This is a genomic window from Gangjinia marincola, assembly GCF_039523415.1.
Classification (GTDB): Bacteria; Bacteroidota; Bacteroidia; order Flavobacteriales; family Flavobacteriaceae; genus Gangjinia; species Gangjinia marincola.
Genome location: NZ_BAAAFG010000002.1, coordinates 365,538 through 386,972, shown reverse-complemented (window position 1 = coordinate 386,972; position 21,435 = coordinate 365,538). Strand labels below are relative to the sequence as shown.

Genomic DNA, 21,435 nt, shown 5'->3' with positions numbered 1-21,435 from the left:
AGGTTAATTTAGAGGCGATTTATGGCTGAAACAAAAACAATGCGATTAAATAAGGTGTTGCGCGAATTTAACATTTCGTTGGACCGGGCTGTGGAATTTCTTAGCTCTAAGGGACATGATGTGGAAGCAAGACCTACAACCAAGATTTCTGAAGATGTCTACCAGATTCTGTTTGAAGAATTTCAAACAGATAAAAGTAAAAAGGTAGCTTCTAAAGAAGTGGGCGAGGAAAGACGTAGAGAGAAGGAAGAATTGCGCCAGGCGATTGAGAAGGAGCAAGAGGAGAAAGAAGAATCAAAGCCGGCTGAAGTCATAAGAGCAAAAGCTACCTTAGATGGCCCTACCACCGTAGGGAAGATTGACTTAGATAAAAAGCCAGCACCTGCTAAGGAAGAGGTTAAGGAAGAAAAAGCCCCTGCTAAAGAGGAGAAAGAGCCTGCGCCAGTTGCCAAGAAAAAAGCTCCTGCCAAAACTAAGGTAGAAGAAGAAACTAAGAAAAAAGAGGCTACAGAAAAAGCCCCTGTTGCAAAGAAGAAGGAGCCGGCTAAGGCAAAGGTCGAAGAAACCAAAACCGAAGATAAGAAGGCTGATGCTCCTGCTGAAGAAACGGGTGAACCCGAAAATGAGACGCTTAAAACACAGTATAAAAAATTAGACGGTCCTAATTTTACAGGTAAGAAAATTGACTTAAGCAAATTCAAGAAGCCCGAAAAGAAAAAGGACGATAAGAAAGATGATGCCGGGCGTAAAAAGCGCCGCAGAAGAATAAGTAAGGAAGCTCCCAACAAAACTGGACAGCAACGTGGTGGAGGGAATAATAATCGCGGCGCAGGAAGAAAGGGAAGAGCTCCTATTACAAAAGAAGAGCCTACCGAAGCAGAAGTACAAAAACAAATTAGAGAAACTCTTGAGAAACTTCAGGGTAAATCTAAGCGAGGTAAGGGAGCTAAATATCGTAGAGACAAGCGTGAAACCCATCGTCAAAAGACAGAAGAAGAGCTGTCTCAAGCTGAAGCAGAAAGCAAAATACTTAAGGTAACAGAGTTTGTTACCGTAGGTGAAGTTGCTATCATGATGGACGTTTCTGTAACCGAAATTATTTCGGCCTGTATGTCATTAGGAATGATGGTAACAATGAATCAGCGTCTTGATGCTGAAACCTTAAGCATCGTTGCCGATGAGTTTGGATATGATGTAGAATTTGTAACGGCAGATTTAGAAGATGCGATTGAAGAGATAGAAGATGCGCCAGAAGATCTGGAATTTCGTGCTCCTATCGTGACAGTAATGGGTCACGTAGATCACGGTAAAACTTCATTACTTGATTATATTAGAGAAGAAAATGTAATTGCTGGCGAAAGTGGAGGGATTACACAGCATATTGGAGCCTACGGGGTGCAGCTGGATGGAGGGCAAAAAATTGCGTTCTTGGATACACCGGGGCACGAAGCCTTTACGGCGATGCGTGCACGTGGTGCTCAGGTAACCGATATTGCTATTATTGTTGTGGCTGCAGATGATGACGTGATGCCACAAACTAAAGAAGCTATATCTCATGCTCAGGCAGCAGGAGTTCCTATTGTATTTGCAATCAATAAGGTGGACTTACCCACGGCAAATCCAGATAAAGTAAAAGAGAGTTTGGCCAATATGAATTTATTGGTAGAAGATTGGGGAGGTAAAATACAGTCACATGACATCTCCGCCAAAACAGGTTTAGGAGTTAAAGAGCTTCTAGAAAAAGTATTATTAGAGGCAGAACTACTAGATTTAAAAGCAAATCCAGAACGAAATGCCTCTGGCACAGTGGTTGAAGCATTCTTGGATAAAGGAAGGGGTTATGTCTCTACCATTTTAGTTCAAACAGGAACCTTACGAGTTGGAGATTTCGTTTTAGCGGGAACTACAAGTGGTAAGATTAAGGCCATGCAGGATGAACGTGGTCACGATGTTGAGCAAGCTGGTCCTTCAACGCCGGTTTCTGTATTAGGGCTGGACGGGGCACCACAGGCAGGAGATAATTTCCTAGTGATGGAAGATGAGCGTGAAGCGAAAGATATTGCTTCTAAGCGTCGTCAGCTGCAGCGTGAGCAGAGTGTTAGAACTCAGCGCCATATAACCTTAGATGAAATCGGAAGACGTATTGCGTTAGGTGACTTTAAAGAACTCAATATTATTCTTAAGGGTGATGTAGATGGTTCTGTAGAGGCCTTAACTGATAGTTTCCAGAAGCTTTCTACCGAGGAAATCCAGGTGAATATTATTCATAAAGCAGTTGGAGCCATTACAGAAAGTGATGTATTGTTAGCTTCAGCTTCTGATGCAATTATCATCGGGTTTAATGTGCGTCCGCAAGGAAATGCCAAGCAAGTAGCCGAGAAAGAAGAAATTGATATTAGAACGTATTCAATTATCTACGATGCTATCAATGATCTTAAAGATGCAATGGAAGGAATGCTTTCTCCAGAGCTTAAAGAAGAGATCACAGGTAACGCTGAGGTTCGAAATCTATTCAAGATCTCTAAAGTTGGTACCATTGCAGGTTGTATGGTAACTGATGGTAAGATTATTAGAAATAATGGTATTCGTTTGATTAGAGACGGTGTTGTTGTATTTACAGGAGAATTAGCGGCACTTAAGCGTTTTAAAGATGACGTGAAAGAAGTGGCCAAAGGCTACGAATGTGGTATTCAAATTAAGAATTACAACGATCTTAAAGAAGGGGATATTATTGAATCCTTCACAGAGGTCGAAGTAAAGAAAAAGCTTAAGTAATTATAGCTTATAGAAAAAAAGGGTCGCAATTGCGACCCTTTTTTTGTGAATTAATTTTTAGATCAACGACTTCGGTTTTCTTTGACTAAAAAGGCATTAGGAAATTCTTTTCTAATTGCCATAAGTGCGCGTTCTGCTGCTAATCGATCAGAAAATTTTCCTACCCAGACTTTATAATTTGGGGTGTCATATTTTACGGTTCCCGGCCATTCTGAAAACAACGAGGTATAATTTTTTATCACCCCGCTTGCACCTCCATTTGTACCAGAATAAAGTTGAACTCTATAGGTCGTACCTAGTTTATTAGCTTTATTGAGCTCTGTCCTTTTATTGATAAGATTCATGATTTGAGGGTCTTGTTCAATCGTTACCGTCCCCTGCTGAGCGTAGGATTGCATCAAACAAATGTTAAGAATTATAGTTGCTATCGCAAATGTTTTTTTAGTCATGATATGTGGCTTGTGTAAGCAAAAGTAAAACAATCTATTGGGATACACTTTAATACTTATTTAGAATAATTATAAATTAGCATTTCAGGATTGTTAAGATTCCTTAAATGCTCTTTAAGTATTACCTTTGTGAGCCAAAATAAAGTTGTTTTAAAAACGCCTTTTTTTTGATGATTAGCATAAAAATCATACCAAAATTGAGTAGCAAATATCATATTCATATGAACAGACAGAAAAACCATTGGTTTGTCACCACAATTTCCTCTCTTTTTTTAGTTGCTTTAATCGTACTTTCTCCCAATACTTTTGCTCAAGAAATTGAAGCGGGTGAAACTCCGGCAGTAGAAGAAGCTGCGGTAGAAGCAGCGCAAGAAGATGGTAATGCTGAAAATGGCGAAAAACTCTTCAAATCTTTATGTGCGGCTTGTCACAAAAGATATCAACGTGCCACAGGGCCAGCATTATACGGTGTAACTGAGCGAAGAAGTAAAGAATGGTTGTACAAGTGGATTGTGAACAGTGCAGAGATGATTGCTTCTGGTGATGCTCAAGCGGTTGCGCTATATGAAGAGTATGGCCAGTCCAATATGAATGCATTCCCGCAATTAAGCAATGAGGACATTGACGATATTTTGGCCTATGTGATGATTCCACAAGCTCCGCCGGAGGAGAAGGTTATAACTGACAAAGAAGTAGTGCCAGTCGGTGGAGTTTCCACAAACTTGGTGCTGGGAATTTTAGCCTTTGTACTGCTTATGCTTATCGTGATTTTGGTTTTAGTCAACAAAACTTTACAACGTTTTGCAGAGGCTAGCGGAGTAGAGTTAGCGCCAGTACAAACTGAATCTACCGGGAAGCCTATTTGGAAGGCATTTGTTGAAAATCAATTTTTAGTGTTTGCATCAACCGTAGTGCTGTTATTAGCAAGTGCATACTTCGCGTATGGTTACTTAATGCAGGTAGGTGTTGATCAGGGATATGCTCCAATTCAGCCTATTCATTATTCACATAAAATACATGCCGGAATAAACAAAATCGAGTGTAAGTACTGCCATAGTTCTGCGCGGGTTTCTAAGCACTCTGGTATTCCATCGCTAAATGTTTGTATGAACTGTCACAAGCAGATTGCAGAATACAATGGTCCTGTGACCGATGAATATTCTAAAGAGTTTTACGATAACGAAATCCAAAAGTTATACGCAGCGACAGGATGGGATCCATCTACGCAAAAATATACAGGAGAAACTAAGCCCGTTAAATGGGTGAGAATACATAACCTTCCAGACTTTGCGTATTTCAATCACGCCCAGCACGTGATGGTAGGTCAAATCGATTGTCAAAAGTGTCACGGTGAAGTAGAGGAGATGGAGATCATGTATCAGTATTCTCCATTGACGATGGGGTGGTGTATTAACTGTCATAGAGAAACAAATATCAAGGTAGAAGGCAATGAGTATTATGAAAAAATTCATGCTGAGCTATCTAAAAAATATGGTGTAGATAAACTCACAGCTGCTGAAATGGGCGGACTTGAATGTGGTAAGTGTCACTATTAATAATTTGAAGTAATTCTTTTTACTATATGTCATCAACGAAGAAATATTGGAAAAGTGTAGAAGAGCTTAACCCCGACAGCAAAATCGCTGAAGGTCTGGCTCAAAATGAATTTACTACACCCATCCCTACTGATGAGTTTTTAGGCGATAAAGAAACCCTAGAGAATTCTAATACCTCTAGACGTGATTTCTTAAAATACGTAGGATTTAGTACCGCTGCAGCATCACTCGCAGCCTGTGAGGGTCCTGTGATTAAGTCCATCCCTTATGTAGTGCAGCCAGAGCGTATCGTTCCCGGTATCTCAAACATGTATGCGACCACCATGACAGATGGATATGATTTCGCTAGTGTATTGGTGAAGTCGCGCGAAGGAAGGCCTATTCAAATTCAAAAGAATGATCTGGCTTCTCAAACAGCAATGCCAAACGCACGTGTTTTTGCATCTGTATTAGGATTGTATGACAAAAATAGAATTCAGCGCCCAATGATCTCTGGTGAAGAGGTGGCCTGGACCAAGTTTGATGAAGAAGTAAAAAAAGAATTAGATCAGTTAGGCGGAAAAGAACTCGTGATCTTGACGAACTCCATGTCAAGTCCATCTACGACCAAATTGATTAAAGAGTTTAAAGAGAACTATTCAAACTCTCGCCATGTAGTATATGATGCCATAGCTGAAGATGCTGCACTCAATGCTTTTCAGTCAAAATACGGCAAGCGCGCATTAGCAAGTTATGACTTTGAGAAGGCAGAGGTCATTGTATCTGTAGGAGCCGACTTTTTAGGAGATTGGCAAGGTGGTGGATTTGCGCAAGGATATTCTGCAGGGCGTGTGCCTAAGAAAGGTAAAATGTCGCGTCATATTCAGTTTGAGTCTAACATGACCTTATCTGGTGCGAATGCAGATAAGCGTGTGCCACTTACGCCAACAGAGCAAAAAGTAGCTTTAGCTTCTCTTTATGGCTATGTAGTTGGTGGTAGTTATGCAAAGCTTCCGCAGAAATTAGACGAGGCGGTAAAGCAAGCTGCAAGTGAACTAAAAAAAGCCGGCAGCGAAGCAGTTGTGGTTTCAGGGATTGATGATCAGGACGCACAATCTTTAGTGCTTGCGATCAATGAATTCTTAGCCAGCAAGGCAATGGATACGCAAAACCCACGTACTACGCGTCAAGGTAATGCCAAGGCGGTAGCCAAGTTGGTGAATGATATGAATGCCGGTAAAGTTGGTGGATTGATGATGGCAGGAGTGAATCCTGTGTATGCATTTCCAAACACTAAGATGTTTGCTGAAGGGCTTAAAAAAGTAGGATTCGCTGTGGATTTTACAATGAGCGCAGATGAAACGGCTTTACAATGTAAGTATGTTGCGGCTACGCCTCACTATTTAGAAAGCTGGGGTGATGTTCAAATGACTGCAAATAACTATAGTTTGATGCAGCCTACGATCAAGCCTTTATTTGATACTAAGCAGTTTCAGGATTGTTTATTAAAATGGTCTGATAAGGATCAAACCTATTATAACTACATCAAAGAAAACTGGAAGGGTAAATTAGGAACGACTTCGTTCAATAAGGCGCTTCAGGATGGGGTGTTTGAATACAAAGGCGAGGTAGCAGAAACGTCGACATCAGATGCTTCTGAAGAAACTTCAACTGTAGCTTCAACATCTTCTTTAAGTATGGGTAGTGCTGCGAGAAAGCTTTCTTCAGCATCAAAATCAAATGGATTTGAACTTACGCTATATTCCAATGCAGCGTTAGGAAATGGTCAACAAGCCAACAACCCATGGTTGCAAGAAATGCCAGATCCTATTACCAGAGCATCATGGGATAACTACGTGACCATGTCTAGAGCAGATGCCGAAAAGATGGATCTGCTTAATGAGTATGTAGCAGATGGAGCGGTAAATGGAGGTTATGTAACGATTAAAGCTGGAAGTGTTACAGTATCTAATGTGCCTGTAATGGTTCAGCCCGGTCAGGCAAGAGGTACAATAGGGTTAGCCTTAGGATACGGTCGTAAAGAAGGTATCCAGTTAGAGATGCAAACAGGGGTAAACGCTTATCCTTTATATAAAGATTTTGATCGTGTGCAAACGGTAACCCTTCAAAAGGAAGAGGGAACCCATGAGTTTGCTTGCGTACAGTTGCAAAATACTTTGATGGGTCGTGGTGATATTATTAAAGAAACCACACTTAAACAGTATAAAGAACAACCTAAAGAAGAATGGAATAAAGTTCCTGAAGTTTCTTTAAACCACATAGAAACAGCGGTTACTTCTCCAGAAGTTGACCTTTGGGATTCTTTTGATCGTTCTATTGGTCACCATTTCAACATGGGGATCGACTTAAATGCTTGTACCGGTTGTGGTGCATGTGTGATCGCTTGTCATGCTGAAAATAACGTACCTGTTGTTGGTAAGCGCGAAATAAGAAAGTCAAGAGATATGCACTGGTTGCGTATCGATCGATACTACTCTGCTGAGGAGTCATTCGATCTCGACAATAACAAGAAGCATGGATTTGATGGTTTGAGTGACAACCTTTCAGGATTTGGAGAGTTAGAGCGTCCAGATGATAATCCTCAAGTAGCCTTCCAGCCGGTGATGTGTCAGCACTGTAACCACGCACCGTGTGAAACAGTTTGCCCGGTAGCCGCATCAGCTCACGGTCGTCAAGGTCAAAACCATATGACGTACAACCGTTGCGTTGGTACACGATACTGTGCAAATAACTGTCCGTATAAAGTAAGACGTTTTAACTGGTTCTTATACAACCAGAATGATGAGTTTGATTACCACATGAATAACGACTTAGGTCGTATGGTGATTAATCCAGATGTAACGGTTCGTTCACGTGGGGTAATGGAAAAATGCTCTATGTGTATTCAAATGACACAACGTCAAATACTAGACGCTAAACTTGATGGAAGAGTCATTAAAGATGGTGAATTTGCTACGGCTTGTTCTGCAGCTTGTCCATCAAATGCGATCTCTTTTGGAGATATTAATGATAAAGATTCGCGGGTGTATAAAGAAAAAGAAAGTGATCGTATGTATCATTTACTAGAACACGTGGGAACGAAGCCTAATGTATTCTATCACGTAAAAGTGAGAAATACAGCAGAAGTATAAACTAACTAATTTTTGTAGTACAAATAACTTTTTATGTCTCATTACGAAGCACCTATAAGAAGGCCCTTAGTAACCGGTAACAAGTCGTATCACGACATTACTGTGGATGTGGCTGCCCCGGTAGAAGGCAAAGCAAATAAATCATGGTGGATTGTATTTTCAATCGCCCTTATTGCTTTTCTATGGGGACTTGGATGCATTATATATACCATTTCAACGGGTATTGGTGTCTGGGGATTAAATAAAACAGTGGGATGGGCCTGGGATATCACCAACTTTGTATGGTGGGTAGGTATTGGTCACGCCGGTACGCTGATTTCGGCAGTACTGCTGTTATTCCGTCAAAAATGGAGAATGGCGATTAACCGTTCTGCAGAGGCGATGACAATTTTTTCGGTTATCCAGGCGGGTTTATTTCCAATCATTCACATGGGTAGACCTTGGTTGGCTTATTGGGTGCTGCCAATTCCTAATGCATTTGGTTCATTGTGGGTGAACTTTAACTCACCACTATTATGGGATGTATTTGCAATCTCAACCTATTTATCGGTTTCATTAGTATTCTGGTGGACAGGACTACTCCCAGATTTCGCGATGATTCGCGATAGAGCGATTACTCCTTTTAATAAAAAGATCTACGGCATTTTATCTTTTGGATGGAGCGGTAGAGCAAAGGACTGGCAACGATTTGAAGAAGTATCTTTGGTTCTTGCTGGATTGGCAACTCCGTTGGTACTTTCTGTACACACCATTGTATCCTTTGACTTTGCTACATCTGTTATTCCTGGATGGCACACCACGATCTTTCCGCCTTATTTTGTGGCAGGAGCGATCTTCTCAGGATTTGCCATGGTGAACACTTTGTTGATCATCATGAGAAAAGTGTCTAACCTTGAAAATTATATTACCCTTCAGCATATTGAATTAATGAACATCGTGATCATGATCACGGGTTCTATTGTTGGGGTAGCCTATATTACCGAATTATTCGTTGCTTGGTACTCTGGTGTAGAGTATGAGCAGTATGCTTTCTTAAACAGAGCAACAGGACCATACTGGTGGGCCTATTGGGCAATGATGACCTGTAACGTATTCTCGCCACAGTTTATGTGGTTTCCTAAATTGAGAAGAAGTATTATGTTCTCGTTCTTTATTTCGATCGTGGTAAACATTGGGATGTGGTTTGAGCGATTCGTGATTATCGTAACGTCGTTACACCGTGATTACCTTCCATCTTCTTGGACGATGTTCTCACCTACTTTTGTAGATATTGGGATATTCATAGGAACGATAGGATTCTTCTTTGTATTATTTTTACTATACGCACGAACCTTCCCGGTAATTGCACAGGCAGAAGTAAAAACTATCCTTAAAGGATCCGGGGATAATTATAAGCGCTTAAGAGCTGAAAAAGGAGATGATGTAGATCATTTTGATACCATCCAACGAGAGCCGGCAGTACATGGGTTGAATTTTGACTATGTGCAGGGGAATAACGGAAGTAATGGTTCTAACGGATCAAACGGATCGTCTAATGGACGCAGTGATGACTTGCCGGATAGCGTTCACGCAGAGGCACTATTAGATAATGAAGAAGATAAGCGCAAGCTTGAAAACCTGTTAGGAAATATTGGAACTTTTGATCCACAAACCCAGCAAGCAGACGATCTTAAAAAGATTAATGGTATTGGACCGGTGATGGAGCAAAAATTACATCAATTGGGTATCTATACCTACAGCCAGGTAAGCAGAATGTCATCCAATGAATATGCGATGCTTGATACGATTTTATCAGCATTTCCCGGTAGAGCAGAACGTGATGATTGGGCGGGACAAGCAGAGCAATTAAATACAAACAATAACTAATACATAAGCTATGTCTTCAAAAGTAGTACATGCTTTATATAACGATGATGATATCTTAATGAACGCGGTCAAAAAGACTCGTACAGAAGGATACAGAATCGCAGAGGTATATTGTCCTTTTCCGGTTCACGGGTTAGATAAGGCAATGGGGTTAGCAGGAACACGCTTAGCGATTACTGCATTTCTATATGGAATTATAGGATTAGGAGTAGCGATTGCTATGATGAATTTTATCATGATTGAAGACTGGCCTCAAAACATTGGGGGAAAGCCAAGTTTTTCATTTATCGAAAACATGCCGGCCTTTGTACCCATCATGTTTGAGCTTACTGTATTTTTTGCTGCGCATTTAATGGTGATCACGTTTTACATGCGAAGCAAACTATGGCCCTTTAAAAAAGCCGAAAATCCAGATGTACGTACTACAGATGATCACTTCTTGATGGAAGTTGATGTAGCAAACAATGATTTAGAATCTATGGCGTCTTTCTTTTCAAGAACTGGAGCTGTAGAAATAAAAATAGTTGATAAAGACGAAGAACATTAATAGAATGAAGATATTCTCAAACATACTAGTTCTTGCGATGGCATTACTTATTCTTAGCTGTAATAGTGATGAGCGCGATAGAAACTATCAATATATGCCTAATATGTACACCCCGGTAGGTTACGAAGCTTACGGTGAAGGTGACATCTTTGAAAACGGGCAGGAAGCTAAACTTCCTGTAGAAGGAACAGTTATTCGTGGATGGTTACCTTATGAGTACGGTGATTCCTTAGCAGGTTATCAGGCGGCAAAAGCTGAACTAAAGAATCCGCTGGATTATACAAAAGAAAACCTTTCAGAAGGAGCAGAGCTGTATACCATTTACTGTGCAATTTGTCATGGAGATAAAGGTGATGGTCAAGGATGGCTGGTTCAACAAGAGAAAATCTTAGGTGTACCTGCGTATGATGATCAAGGGAGAGCGATTACAGAAGGTAGTGTGTATCACGTGATGTATCACGGCATTAATACCATGGGATCATATGCCTCGCAAACAAGCGAAGAAGAGCTATGGCAAATTAGTCACTACGTAATGAAGCTAAAAGGAGCCCTTGAAGGAAAGGAACCCCGTGTAGAATTAGATAGCGTACCTCCAATTGTACAAGATGTACAGTATGGAACGGTGACCAATATATTAAATGACGAACAACCGGCTGGTGGAGCCTTGGAGCAAGACCAAACTGAACAAACAGCTAATAAAACTGAAGAATAATCTTTATGTATACCCTATCAAATAAACTAAAACTTACAGCCCTCATTTTTATGGTGGTAGGAGCCATAGGAATCTTTTACGGTTTTATTACAGCACCACACTCTATTGAAGAGGTTGAAGAAATTATGGCGTCACATCACGACGAGGGGCATGGCGCAGCAGCGGTACACGATACGCATGATAATGCTACTCACGATACCAATGATCATACGTTAGTAGATTCTGCTGAGGCTGAAGCTGCTTCTCACGAGAAAGAGCACGCAGAGCATTTGTTACATCAAATGGCAAATCGTCCTTGGGCAGCGGTATACGTAGCGGCATTCTTTTTCTTCATGATCTCATTTGGCGCATTGGCATTTTACGCTATTCAATATGCAGCGCAAGCAGGATGGTCTCCTGTATTGTTTAGAGTGATGGAAGCAATTACGGCCTATTTATTACCCGGGAGTTTAATCATGTTTGGATTGTTATTACTTTCAGGATTACATCTTAATCACCTTTTTGTATGGATGGATGCTGAAGTTGTCGCACACGATGAATTACTCCAAGGGAAGCAAGGATATTTAAATGTTCCTTTTTTCTTGATCAGAGCCGGAATTTTCATTGCAGCCTGGAACATCTTTAGAAGCTTACTACGTAAGAATTCATTAAAGCAGGATGACTCTGATAATAACAGCTACTATAAAAAGAACTTTAAGCTTTCCGCGGCATTTTTAGTGGTATTCATTGTTACCGAATCTATCATGTCATGGGATTGGATCATGAGTTTTGATCCACACTGGTTTAGTACTTTATTTGGATGGTATGTATTTGCAAGTTTATTTGTGAGTGCAATTACGACCATTGCATTGATTACCATTTACTTAAAATCAAGAGGATATTTAGACTTCGTAAATGATAGTCATATTCACGATTTGGCAAAGTTTATGTTTGGAATTAGCATATTCTGGACGTACTTATGGTTCTCTCAATTTATGCTGATTTGGTATTCTAACATCCCTGAAGAGGTAACTTATTATATCCAGCGAATTGAACAATATAAACTTCCATTTTTTGGGATGGTCGTCATGAATTTTATATTCCCGTTATTGGTCCTTATGAATAGTGATTACAAGCGTGTAAACTGGTTCGTGGTGATGGCAGGAGTCATTATTCTTGCAGGGCATTATATGGATATATTCAACATGGTGATGCCGGGAACTGTTGGTGAGTCGTGGTTTATTGGTATTCCAGAAATTGGTTCAGTGTTGTTCTTTGGAGGGCTATTTACCTATGTGGTATTTAATGCCTTAACCAAAGCACCACTATTAGCTAAACGAAACCCATTTATAAAGGAAAGTAAGCATTTCCATTATTAAAATTTATTAAGTTAAAAAGGATATTTGATTTATGACCGTATTATTGATTATAGCGATTGTAGCATTATTTGGGATTACGCTTTGGCAGTTATCTAAAATATTCAAGATGTCTCAAACATCTGCCAGTGGTTCTGATAACCAGGTCGCTAACGATAAGGATAATAAGTATAATGGATATTTAATGTTGGCGTTTGTGATATTTATTTACGCCATCACGATTTATTGCTTTATTGCTTACCGCGATTTCTATCTACCAGAGGCGGCTTCAGAACATGGATCTGAGTATGACAGTCTTTTCTTTATCACCTTAGTGGTGATTATGATTACCCAGATCATTACACAGTTTTTGGTGCATTACTTCGCCTATAAATACAAGGGGAAAGAAGGGAATCGTGCACTTTTCTTAGCAGATAATGATAAGCTAGAATTTATTTGGACGATTACTCCGGTAATTGTGCTTTCAGGATTGATCTTCTATGGATTATACACCTGGTCTGATATCATGAATATCAATGATGATGATGACCCACTAGTAGTTGAAGTATATGCATATCAGTTTGGATGGATCGTTCGTTACTCTGGAGAAGATAATACCTTAGGAAAAGCGAACGTTCGTTTTATCGAAGGAATTAACACCGTAGGTATTGATGAAACAGATACGTATGCGATGGATGATGTGGTGGCAAGAGAGTTGCACCTTCCGGTAGATCGTCCTGTGCTGTTTAAGTTTAGATCACAAGATGTATTACATTCCGCTTACATGCCGTTTTTTAGAGCGCAAATGAATGTTGTGCCAGGGATGATTACCCAATTTAAATTTACGCCTACCATTACTTCCGAAGAAATGAGGAACAGCGAATTCATGGTAGATAAGGTGAGAAAGCTGAATAAGATTAGAAGAGAACGAAGCAAAGAATTGATAGCTGACGGACAAGAAGGACTTGACACATATGAGTTTGAGTACTATCTTTTGTGCAACAAAATTTGCGGAATCTCACATTACAACATGCAGATCAAAATTGTGGTAGAGCCGCAAGAAGAGTTTGACGCCTGGATGGCAAAACAGACAGAGTTCGGAAAAGAAATTGCTAGTAAATAAAATTGAAAGAAAAAGAAAATTAAAAACATTAGGTTATGGGAGTAGCAGTTGCAGAAGTACATGCACACGACGATCACCACGATCATCATCACAAAGAGACATTCATTACTAAATACATTTTTAGTCAGGACCATAAGATGATTGCTAAGCAATATCTTATTACTGGTCTAATCATGGGTATAATCGGTATTGGGATGTCTTTGCTTATGCGTATTCAATTAGCATGGCCAGAACAATCTTTTCAAGTATTTTCATGGTTTTTAGGAGATAAGTGGGCGCCAGATGGAATTATGAACCCATCAATGTATTTGGCCTTAGTTACCATTCACGGTACCATCATGGTATTCTTTGTACTAACGGCAGGATTGAGTGGTACCTTTAGTAACTTATTGATTCCATTACAGATTGGAGCCCGTGATATGGCATCTGGATTTTTGAACATGGTGTCGTACTGGTTGTTCTTTCTTTCTTCTGTCATTATGGTGTGTTCATTCTTTGTAGAATCAGGACCGGCATCGGCAGGATGGACAGTTTATCCACCGTTGAGTGCATTACCCCAGGCCATTAGTGGATCTGGTACCGGGATGACTTTATGGTTAGTATCGATGACCATTTTTATCGCGTCATCTTTATTAGGATCATTAAATTACGTAGTAACAGTCATTAACCTTAGAACTAAAGGAATGTCCATGACAAGACTACCTTTAACGATCTGGGCGTTCTTTGTAACGGCAATCATTGGTATTATTTCATTCCCGGTATTGTTATCAGCGGGTCTGTTATTGTTAATGGATCGTTCTTTTGGAACGTCATTCTTCTTAAGTGACATTTATATTTCTGGTGAGGTATTGAGTTACCAAGGAGGTTCGCCTGTATTGTACGAACATTTATTTTGGTTCTTGGGTCACCCCGAAGTATACATCGTACTTTTACCAGCATTAGGAATTACCTCAGAAGTAATTGCAACAAATTCACGTAAGCCCATTTTTGGATATCGTGCGATGGTGGCATCCATTTTAGCAATTGCATTTTTATCAACCATTGTTTGGGGTCACCATATGTTTATCTCTGGGATGAACCCGTTTCTTGGATCGGTGTTTACCTTTACGACTTTATTGATCGCAATTCCATCTGGTGTAAAAGCTTTTAATTATATCACGACGCTTTGGAAGGGTAACCTCCAAATGAACCCCGGGATGTTGTTCTCTATTGGATTAGTTTCTACGTTTATCACTGGAGGTTTAACAGGAATTATCCTTGGAGACAGCACACTAGATATCAATGTTCACGATACGTATTTTGTAGTAGCTCACTTTCACCTGGTGATGGGTATATCGGCATTATATGGATTATTCGCGGGAGTCTATCATTGGTTCCCAAAAATGTTTGGGCGTATGATGAATAAGAACTTAGGATACGTGCACTTCTGGGTAACCGCTGTTGGAGCCTACGGGGTATTCTTCCCCATGCACTTTATTGGGATGGTAGGATTACCAAGACGTTATTATACCAACTCTAACTTTCCGTATTTTGATGATTTATTAGATGTACAGGTAATTATCTCTGTATCTGCAATCGTTACAGCGGCAGTTCAATTGGTGTTTTTGTACAACTTCTTCCACTCTATGTTTTATGGAAAGAAAGCAACCCAAAACCCATGGAATTCAAATACGCTGGAATGGACTACACCTGTTGAGCACATGCATGGAAACTGGCTAGGTGCCATCCCACATGTACACCGTTGGGCGTATGACTACAGTAAATTGAATGAAGATGAAACTGATTATGTGATTCCGGGACAAGATTTTGTTCCGCAAATTGTACCGCTTCAAGACAACGAAGAAGAACTAAATCACTAAAATTCCCGTGACCGCCGCTTGTCACCATAGCTTTAGCGGTGGCACAAAGTGGGAATCTCATCCACTCTACTGAGAATCTCTCTCCTTCGAGTAAGAATTTGAGTAATATAAATTTCAACCCTTCATAGCTTTAGCGACGGAGGGTTTTTTGTTTCCGCTTTCGCGAAAGTAGGCACGAATTGATTTATATTTGTGTAAACTGAGTTGATCGTTGCGTAGCATCACAATCGTATTGCTTTGCGTTATTAATTACAGGCGAAGCAATAAATAATCAACTTTTTCGAAGAATTAAAAAGTTTCCTGCCTTCGCAGGAAGGAACCATGAACGAACATCTAGACGCGACAGGAGAACACTTTTCACGAGAAGAGGTGGATATAGAAAAGGCGTTACGCCCGCTGGAGTTTTCAGACTTTACCGGTCAGGATCAAGTTTTAGAGAATCTTAAGATATTTGTTGAAGCGGCCAATCTACGGACTGAAGCTTTAGATCATGTACTCTTTCACGGTCCACCCGGATTAGGGAAAACCACCTTGGCCCATATTTTAGCTAATGAATTAGGCGTGGGGATCAAAGTAACTTCGGGTCCTGTACTGGATAAACCCGGCGATCTGGCAGGCTTACTCACCAATCTTGAAGAACGCGATGTGCTATTTATTGATGAAATTCATCGGTTGAGTCCAATAGTAGAAGAGTACCTATACTCTGCGATGGAAGATTACAAAATTGACATCATGATTGAGACCGGTCCCAATGCGCGTACCGTTCAAATTAACCTTAATCCATTTACATTAGTTGGGGCAACCACCAGATCGGGATTGCTAACTGCTCCTATGCGGGCAAGATTTGGGATTAGCAGTAGATTACAATATTACACCACAGATTTGCTGACTTCTATCGTTGAGCGAAGCTCAGATATTCTCAATGTACCCATCTCGCATGAAGCAGCGGGTGAAATTGCAGGTAGAAGTCGAGGTACGCCTCGTATCGCAAATGCTTTATTAAGAAGAATACGTGATTTTGCACAAATCAAAGGGAACGGAAAGATCGATTTGTCCATTTCTAAATATGGATTGAAAGCATTAAACGTTGATGCGCATGGTCTGGATGAGATGGATAATAAAATTCTGGAAACCATTATCGATAAATTTAAAGGAGGTCCTGTTGGGATCACCACCATAGCTACTGCTGTTTCAGAAAGCGCCGAAACTATTGAAGAAGTATATGAACCTTTCTTAATCCAGCAAGGGTTTATTATGCGCACTCCCAGGGGTCGCGAAGTCACTGAGCAAGCGTATAAACACTTAGGCCGAATTAAAGGAAACGTACAAGGGGGATTATTCTGATGAGCATAACTAAAAAAATACCCACAGTCTCCTTCCTCAATATTCTCTACCACGCAGGTTCGATTCTTAAAAATCCGTTGCCCTTTCATCAAAAGAATTTTGCCAGGCACGGTGATAGTTTTTTAGCCAAGGTAGCTCCGGGGAACGAAGTAATTTTCACCCGTGATGCAGGCTTTGCAAAACACATGCTGCAAAAAAATCATCGCAATTACATAAAATCCAAGCTTCAAACCCGTGATTTAGCCCGCTACATTGGCAATGGATTACTTACCATCAATGGAGATACTTGGTTAAAACAACGCAGAATGATTCAGCCTGCGTTTCACAAAAAGGAGCTGATCACCTTGTTGGAGGGAATGGAAAACACTATTTCTAAACAGTTAAAAGATTTACCTCAAAACATCACACTGCACGTTTTGCCACGCATGGGGAATCTTGCCTTTAATGTAGTCGCTCAGGCGCTGTTTACTTATGAGGATAAAAAAGGCTATATCCCCAAACTCCAACACATCACAGAGCAGGCACAGAGAAATTTGGTCAAAGAACTCCGCCAGCCCTATAAAATGTGGTGGTTTAGATTAAATGGTAGCATAAGCGAAATGCAAGACAAGCTTGAGGGCGCGCGCAAAATGTTGCTAGAGATCATTAATGAGCGCAGAGAAAGCGATAAAAAGCAACACGATCTGCTAGACATGCTGCTAGAAGCCCGGTACGATGACGGCACTTGTATGAGCGATAAACAATTGATTGATGAGATTCTGGTACTTTTTGTTGCCGGGCATGAAACTACAGCAAATACATTGACCTTCGCCCTTTGGTTACTGGCCATACATACTGATAAGCAGGAAAAAGTATTGACCGAAATTGATGCGTTGGATGCTTCGGCAGATCCGCTGGAGAAAATCAAAAACTTGCCGTACACCATGCAGGTCTTGGAAGAAGCCTTACGCCTGTATCCACCCGGGTATTTTTCCGACAGAGTAAACCTGGATGAAGATGAGTTTGAGGGAATGCACCTTAAACCTAAAACACAGATTTTAATCTCTTTCTACGAGATTCATCGCGACCCTAAATTTTGGGATGCTGCTGAAGCCTTTCAACCCGAACGTTTTGAAACCGATAAGAAAAAGGCCTACTCTGATCATTATTTCCCCTTTGGTGCAGGACCACGCATGTGTATAGGGAATAATTTTGCCATGTATGAAATGGTTCTTGTGCTAGAACAAATTTTTAAAACCTATACCGTTTCTACTGAAAAGAAAGAGATTGCGATCAATCCTCTGATTACGCTCAAACCTCACAAGGCCTTTTTGATCTTTACGCCAAGAGCATGAACACCGCTCATCATACCCAACTAATCAAAGCCGAGGCCAAGCGCTTGGGGTTTATGTCATGCGGAGTATCTAAAGCAGGCTTTTTAGAAGAAGAAGCCCCTCGTCTTGAAGCATGGCTCAATGCTCAAAAACACGGCCAGATGAGTTATATGGAGAATCATTTTGATAAACGATTGGATCCAACCAAATTGGTCGATGGTGCTAAAAGTGTAGTATCGCTGCTACTCAACTATTATCCTGAAGAAAAACAACGCGAGGACAGTTACAAAATTTCAAAATACGCATACGGTACAGACTATCATTTTGTCATCAAAGACAAGCTTAGAAACCTCATGGATTTTATACACGCAGAAATTGGAGAAGTCGATGGGCGAGTATTTGTAGATTCTGCACCGGTGATGGACAAAGCCTGGGCGGCGAAGAGTGGCTTGGGATGGATGGGAAAACACTCTAATATACTTTCAAAGCAAGTGGGATCCTTTTTCTTTATTGCAGAGCTAATTATTGATTTAGAATTGGAATACGATCAACCCGTTACCGATCACTGTGGATCTTGCACCGCTTGCATCGATGCCTGTCCCACACAAGCCATCACTGAGCCTTATGTGGTTGATGGTAATAAGTGTATTTCTTACTTTACGATTGAGTTAAAAGATCAACTACCCGGCTCCTATGCCGGGCAGTTTGATGATTGGATGTTTGGGTGTGATGTGTGTCAAGATGTATGCCCGTGGAATCGATTTTCTAAACCCCATCGGGAACCGCTGTTTGACCCTCACCCGCTTTTGCTTACCTTCTCAAAAAAAGAATGGCAGGAGCTAACAAAAGAGGTGTTTCAAGAGATCTTTAAAAAATCAGCTGTCAAACGCACCAAGTTTGACGGGCTAAAACGGAACATCGCTTTTTTATCTGAAGAATAATTCTTCTACTCTCTATCTTAATCTTAGTTTGTTGAAATATTGATATTGCATTAAGACTCTTAACCAAACCGTATATTTTTTCTATTTACCGGTACTTATCCGTTTTACTCTGCTATTTTTGTAATGGTCATAAATCCAATCTATGAATAACCAAGAACGTAAGCGTAGAGAAGCACTTATTTATCACGCTAAGCCGGTTCCCGGAAAGATCAAAGTAGTCCCTACTAAAAAGTACGCTACCCAGCGCGACTTAACCTTGGCGTACTCTCCCGGTGTGGCCGAACCTTGTTTGGAAATTGCCAATGATAAAAGCAATGTATATAAATACACTACTAAAGGAAATCTGGTGGCTGTAATTACCAATGGAACTGCTGTTCTGGGATTAGGTGATATAGGTCCCGAAGCATCTAAACCCGTTATGGAAGGAAAAGGTTTATTATTTAAAATCTTTGCAGATATTGATGTGTTTGACATTGAAGTGGACACCAAGAACGTAGAAGAGTTTATTGCTACTGTAAAGAACATTGCACCAACATTTGGAGGCATCAATCTTGAAGATATCAAATCACCCGAAGCGTTTGAAATTGAACAACGCCTCAAAGAAGAATTAGATATCCCAGTCATGCATGATGACCAGCACGGCACAGCCATCATTTCTGGAGCTGCCTTGCTAAACGCGTTAGAATTGGCAGGCAAAAAAATTGATCAGGTGAGGTTTGTAGTATCAGGCGCAGGATCTGCTGCTATATCGTGTATGAACTTGTACCATTCCCTTGGGGCCAAGCTTGAAAATATCGTGATGTTTAATAGCGAAGGTGTAGTAGATGATTCTAGTGTAGACTTACCGGCATCAGCAGATAAATTCAGATCAAAAAAACACTACAGTTCAATGTCAGAAGCCATGAAAGGAGCAGACGTATTTTTAGGACTTTCAGTGGGGAATATCGTTTCGCAAGAAATGATCAAATCTATGGCAGATAACCCTATCGTATTTGCGATGGCGAATCCAAATCCTGAAATCCCGTATGATGAAGCCATTAAGGCCAGAGAGGATATTATTATGGCTACGGGCCGAAGTGACCATCCTAATCAGGTGAATAATGTGCTTGGTTTTCCGTTTATTTTCCGCGGAGCGCTGGATGTAAGAGCGACTAAAATAAATGAAGAAATGAAATTAGCGGCAGTCTATGCCCTGGCTAATTTAGCCAAAGAAGCCGTACCAGAGCAGGTTAATGTAGCCTATGGTGAAACAAGATTAAACTTTGGGCGGGATTACATTATCCCTAAGCCTTTTGATCCGAGATTAATCGCTATTGTCCCACCTGCGGTAGCAAAAGCGGCGATGGAAAGTGGTGTGGCTAAAGAACCTATTACAGATTGGAATAAGTACGAACAGGATTTATTGGATCGACTGGGGAACGATAACAAAATCACACGCTTGCTTCAAAATCGTGCGCGACTCAATCCTAAGCGTGTTGTATTTGCAGAGGCAGATCAATTGGATGTGCTAAAAGCGGCACAAATTGTACACGAAGAGAAAATCGCCATCCCCGTATTATTAGGAAGAAAGGACGTGATCAAGGCGTTGATGGAGGAGCTTGAATTTACAGCAGATATTGAAATCATTGACCCCAAAGATGATGAATTTACAGCCACCAGACATGAATACGCCACAAGTTATTGGGAGCATCGTAAGCGTAAGGGGGTTACAGAATACGATGCAAAAAAACTAATGCGAGAGCGTAATTATTTCGCGGCGATGATGCTGCAGTCTGGTGATGTGGATGCCATGATTTCGGGATACTCAAGGGCTTACCCTCTTACGGTGAAACCCATTTTCGAGGTGATTGGAACTGCCCCCGGAGTTTCTCGGGTTGCTACTACAAATTTAATGAATACTGATCGTGGTCCTTTATTTATTAGCGATACAGCCATTAATATTAATCCCGATTCAAAAGATTTAGCGAAAATTGCACAAATGACCGCGACCACTGCGCAAATGTTTGGGATTACGCCTGTTGTAGCTATGGTGAGCTATGCAAACTTTGGTTCTTCGGGTGATGAAATGTCAAAAAAAGTGAATGACGCTGTCGCCTATTTACATCGCTATTATCCTAATTTAGATGTAGACGGTGGTATTCAAACCGATTTTGCGTTGAATAAAGAAATGCTTCAGGATAAATTTCCATTTTCAAAATTAGCTGGGAAAAAGGTTAACACTATGGTTTTCCCAAATTTGGACTCGGCTAATGGAACCTATAAACTTATTAAAGAACTCTATAAAACAGACTCTATCGGACCTATTATGATGGGATTAAACAAACCTGCGCACGTGTTGCAATTAGGGGCGAGTGTAGAAGAAATGGTGAATATGACGGCAGTTGCAGTGGTAGATGCGCAACAAAAGGCAGCAAAAGCTGTAAAAGATCAAGCTTCTGTATCATAAAAACTTTAACATCTTATAGATTTTAGTACATTTACCGCT

General features: G+C 40.6%; 14 protein-coding genes. 13 read left to right on the top strand and 1 reads right to left on the bottom strand.

The window, feature by feature from the left end:
- Positions 1-21: 21 nt before the first annotated feature.
- Positions 22-2,775, top strand: a complete 2,754-nt coding sequence (gene infB, locus ABD000_RS03270; protein ID WP_343763781.1) for a translation initiation factor IF-2 — start codon at positions 22-24, stop codon at positions 2,773-2,775.
- Between the two features lie 62 nt (positions 2,776-2,837).
- Here infB and ABD000_RS03265 read toward each other — a convergent pair whose 3' ends face one another.
- A complete protein-coding gene (locus ABD000_RS03265) occupies positions 2,838-3,173 on the bottom strand; it encodes an SPOR domain-containing protein (protein ID WP_343763778.1) in 336 nt (111 codons plus the stop codon).
- 272 nt (positions 3,174-3,445) lie between these two features.
- Between ABD000_RS03265 and ABD000_RS03260 the strand changes: the two genes are divergently transcribed.
- The 12 genes from ABD000_RS03260 (at position 3,446) to ABD000_RS03205 (ending at position 21,396) form a co-directional block, all read left to right on the top strand.
- Entirely contained in the window at positions 3,446-4,780 is a 1,335-nt protein-coding gene (locus ABD000_RS03260; protein WP_343763775.1) for a c-type cytochrome, read from the top strand.
- 26 nt (positions 4,781-4,806) lie between these two features.
- A complete protein-coding gene (locus tag ABD000_RS03255) occupies positions 4,807-7,911 on the top strand; it encodes a TAT-variant-translocated molybdopterin oxidoreductase (protein WP_343763773.1) in 3,105 nt (1,034 codons plus the stop codon).
- Between the two features lie 33 nt (positions 7,912-7,944).
- Complete coding sequence (nrfD, locus tag ABD000_RS03250; RefSeq protein WP_343763769.1) at positions 7,945-9,777, top strand: NrfD/PsrC family molybdoenzyme membrane anchor subunit; 1,833 nt, start codon at positions 7,945-7,947, stop codon at positions 9,775-9,777.
- 10 nt (positions 9,778-9,787) lie between these two features.
- Positions 9,788-10,324 (top strand): DUF3341 domain-containing protein, encoded by a 537-nt coding sequence (locus ABD000_RS03245; RefSeq protein ID WP_343763767.1) that lies wholly within the window; start codon positions 9,788-9,790, stop codon positions 10,322-10,324.
- A gap of 4 nt (positions 10,325-10,328) precedes the next feature.
- A complete protein-coding gene (locus tag ABD000_RS03240) occupies positions 10,329-11,036 on the top strand; it encodes a c-type cytochrome (RefSeq protein ID WP_343763765.1) in 708 nt (235 codons plus the stop codon).
- Between the two features lie 5 nt (positions 11,037-11,041).
- Complete coding sequence (locus tag ABD000_RS03235) at positions 11,042-12,394, top strand: quinol:cytochrome C oxidoreductase (RefSeq protein WP_343763763.1); 1,353 nt, start codon at positions 11,042-11,044, stop codon at positions 12,392-12,394.
- Positions 12,395-12,425: 31 nt separating this feature from the next.
- Entirely contained in the window at positions 12,426-13,493 is a 1,068-nt protein-coding gene (locus ABD000_RS03230; RefSeq protein WP_343763760.1) for a cytochrome c oxidase subunit II, read from the top strand.
- A gap of 35 nt (positions 13,494-13,528) precedes the next feature.
- Positions 13,529-15,352, top strand: coding sequence for a cytochrome c oxidase subunit I (locus tag ABD000_RS03225; protein ID WP_343763759.1), 1,824 nt, complete (start codon positions 13,529-13,531; stop codon positions 15,350-15,352).
- 321 nt (positions 15,353-15,673) lie between these two features.
- A complete protein-coding gene (gene ruvB / locus ABD000_RS03220) occupies positions 15,674-16,696 on the top strand; it encodes a Holliday junction branch migration DNA helicase RuvB (RefSeq protein ID WP_343763755.1) in 1,023 nt (340 codons plus the stop codon).
- Positions 16,696-18,030, top strand: coding sequence for a cytochrome P450 (locus tag ABD000_RS03215; RefSeq protein ID WP_343763752.1), 1,335 nt, complete (start codon positions 16,696-16,698; stop codon positions 18,028-18,030). Before ruvB ends, ABD000_RS03215 begins: the two co-directional genes overlap by 1 nt.
- A complete protein-coding gene (gene queG, locus ABD000_RS03210) occupies positions 18,027-18,950 on the top strand; it encodes a tRNA epoxyqueuosine(34) reductase QueG (protein ID WP_343763749.1) in 924 nt (307 codons plus the stop codon). The genes ABD000_RS03215 and queG overlap by 4 nt, the downstream gene beginning before the upstream one ends.
- Positions 18,951-19,092: 142 nt before the next feature.
- The gene (locus ABD000_RS03205; RefSeq protein WP_343763746.1) at positions 19,093-21,396 is read left to right on the top strand and encodes an NADP-dependent malic enzyme; all 2,304 of its coding nucleotides are present in this window, start codon (positions 19,093-19,095) and stop codon (positions 21,394-21,396) included.
- Positions 21,397-21,435 lie beyond the last annotated feature (39 nt).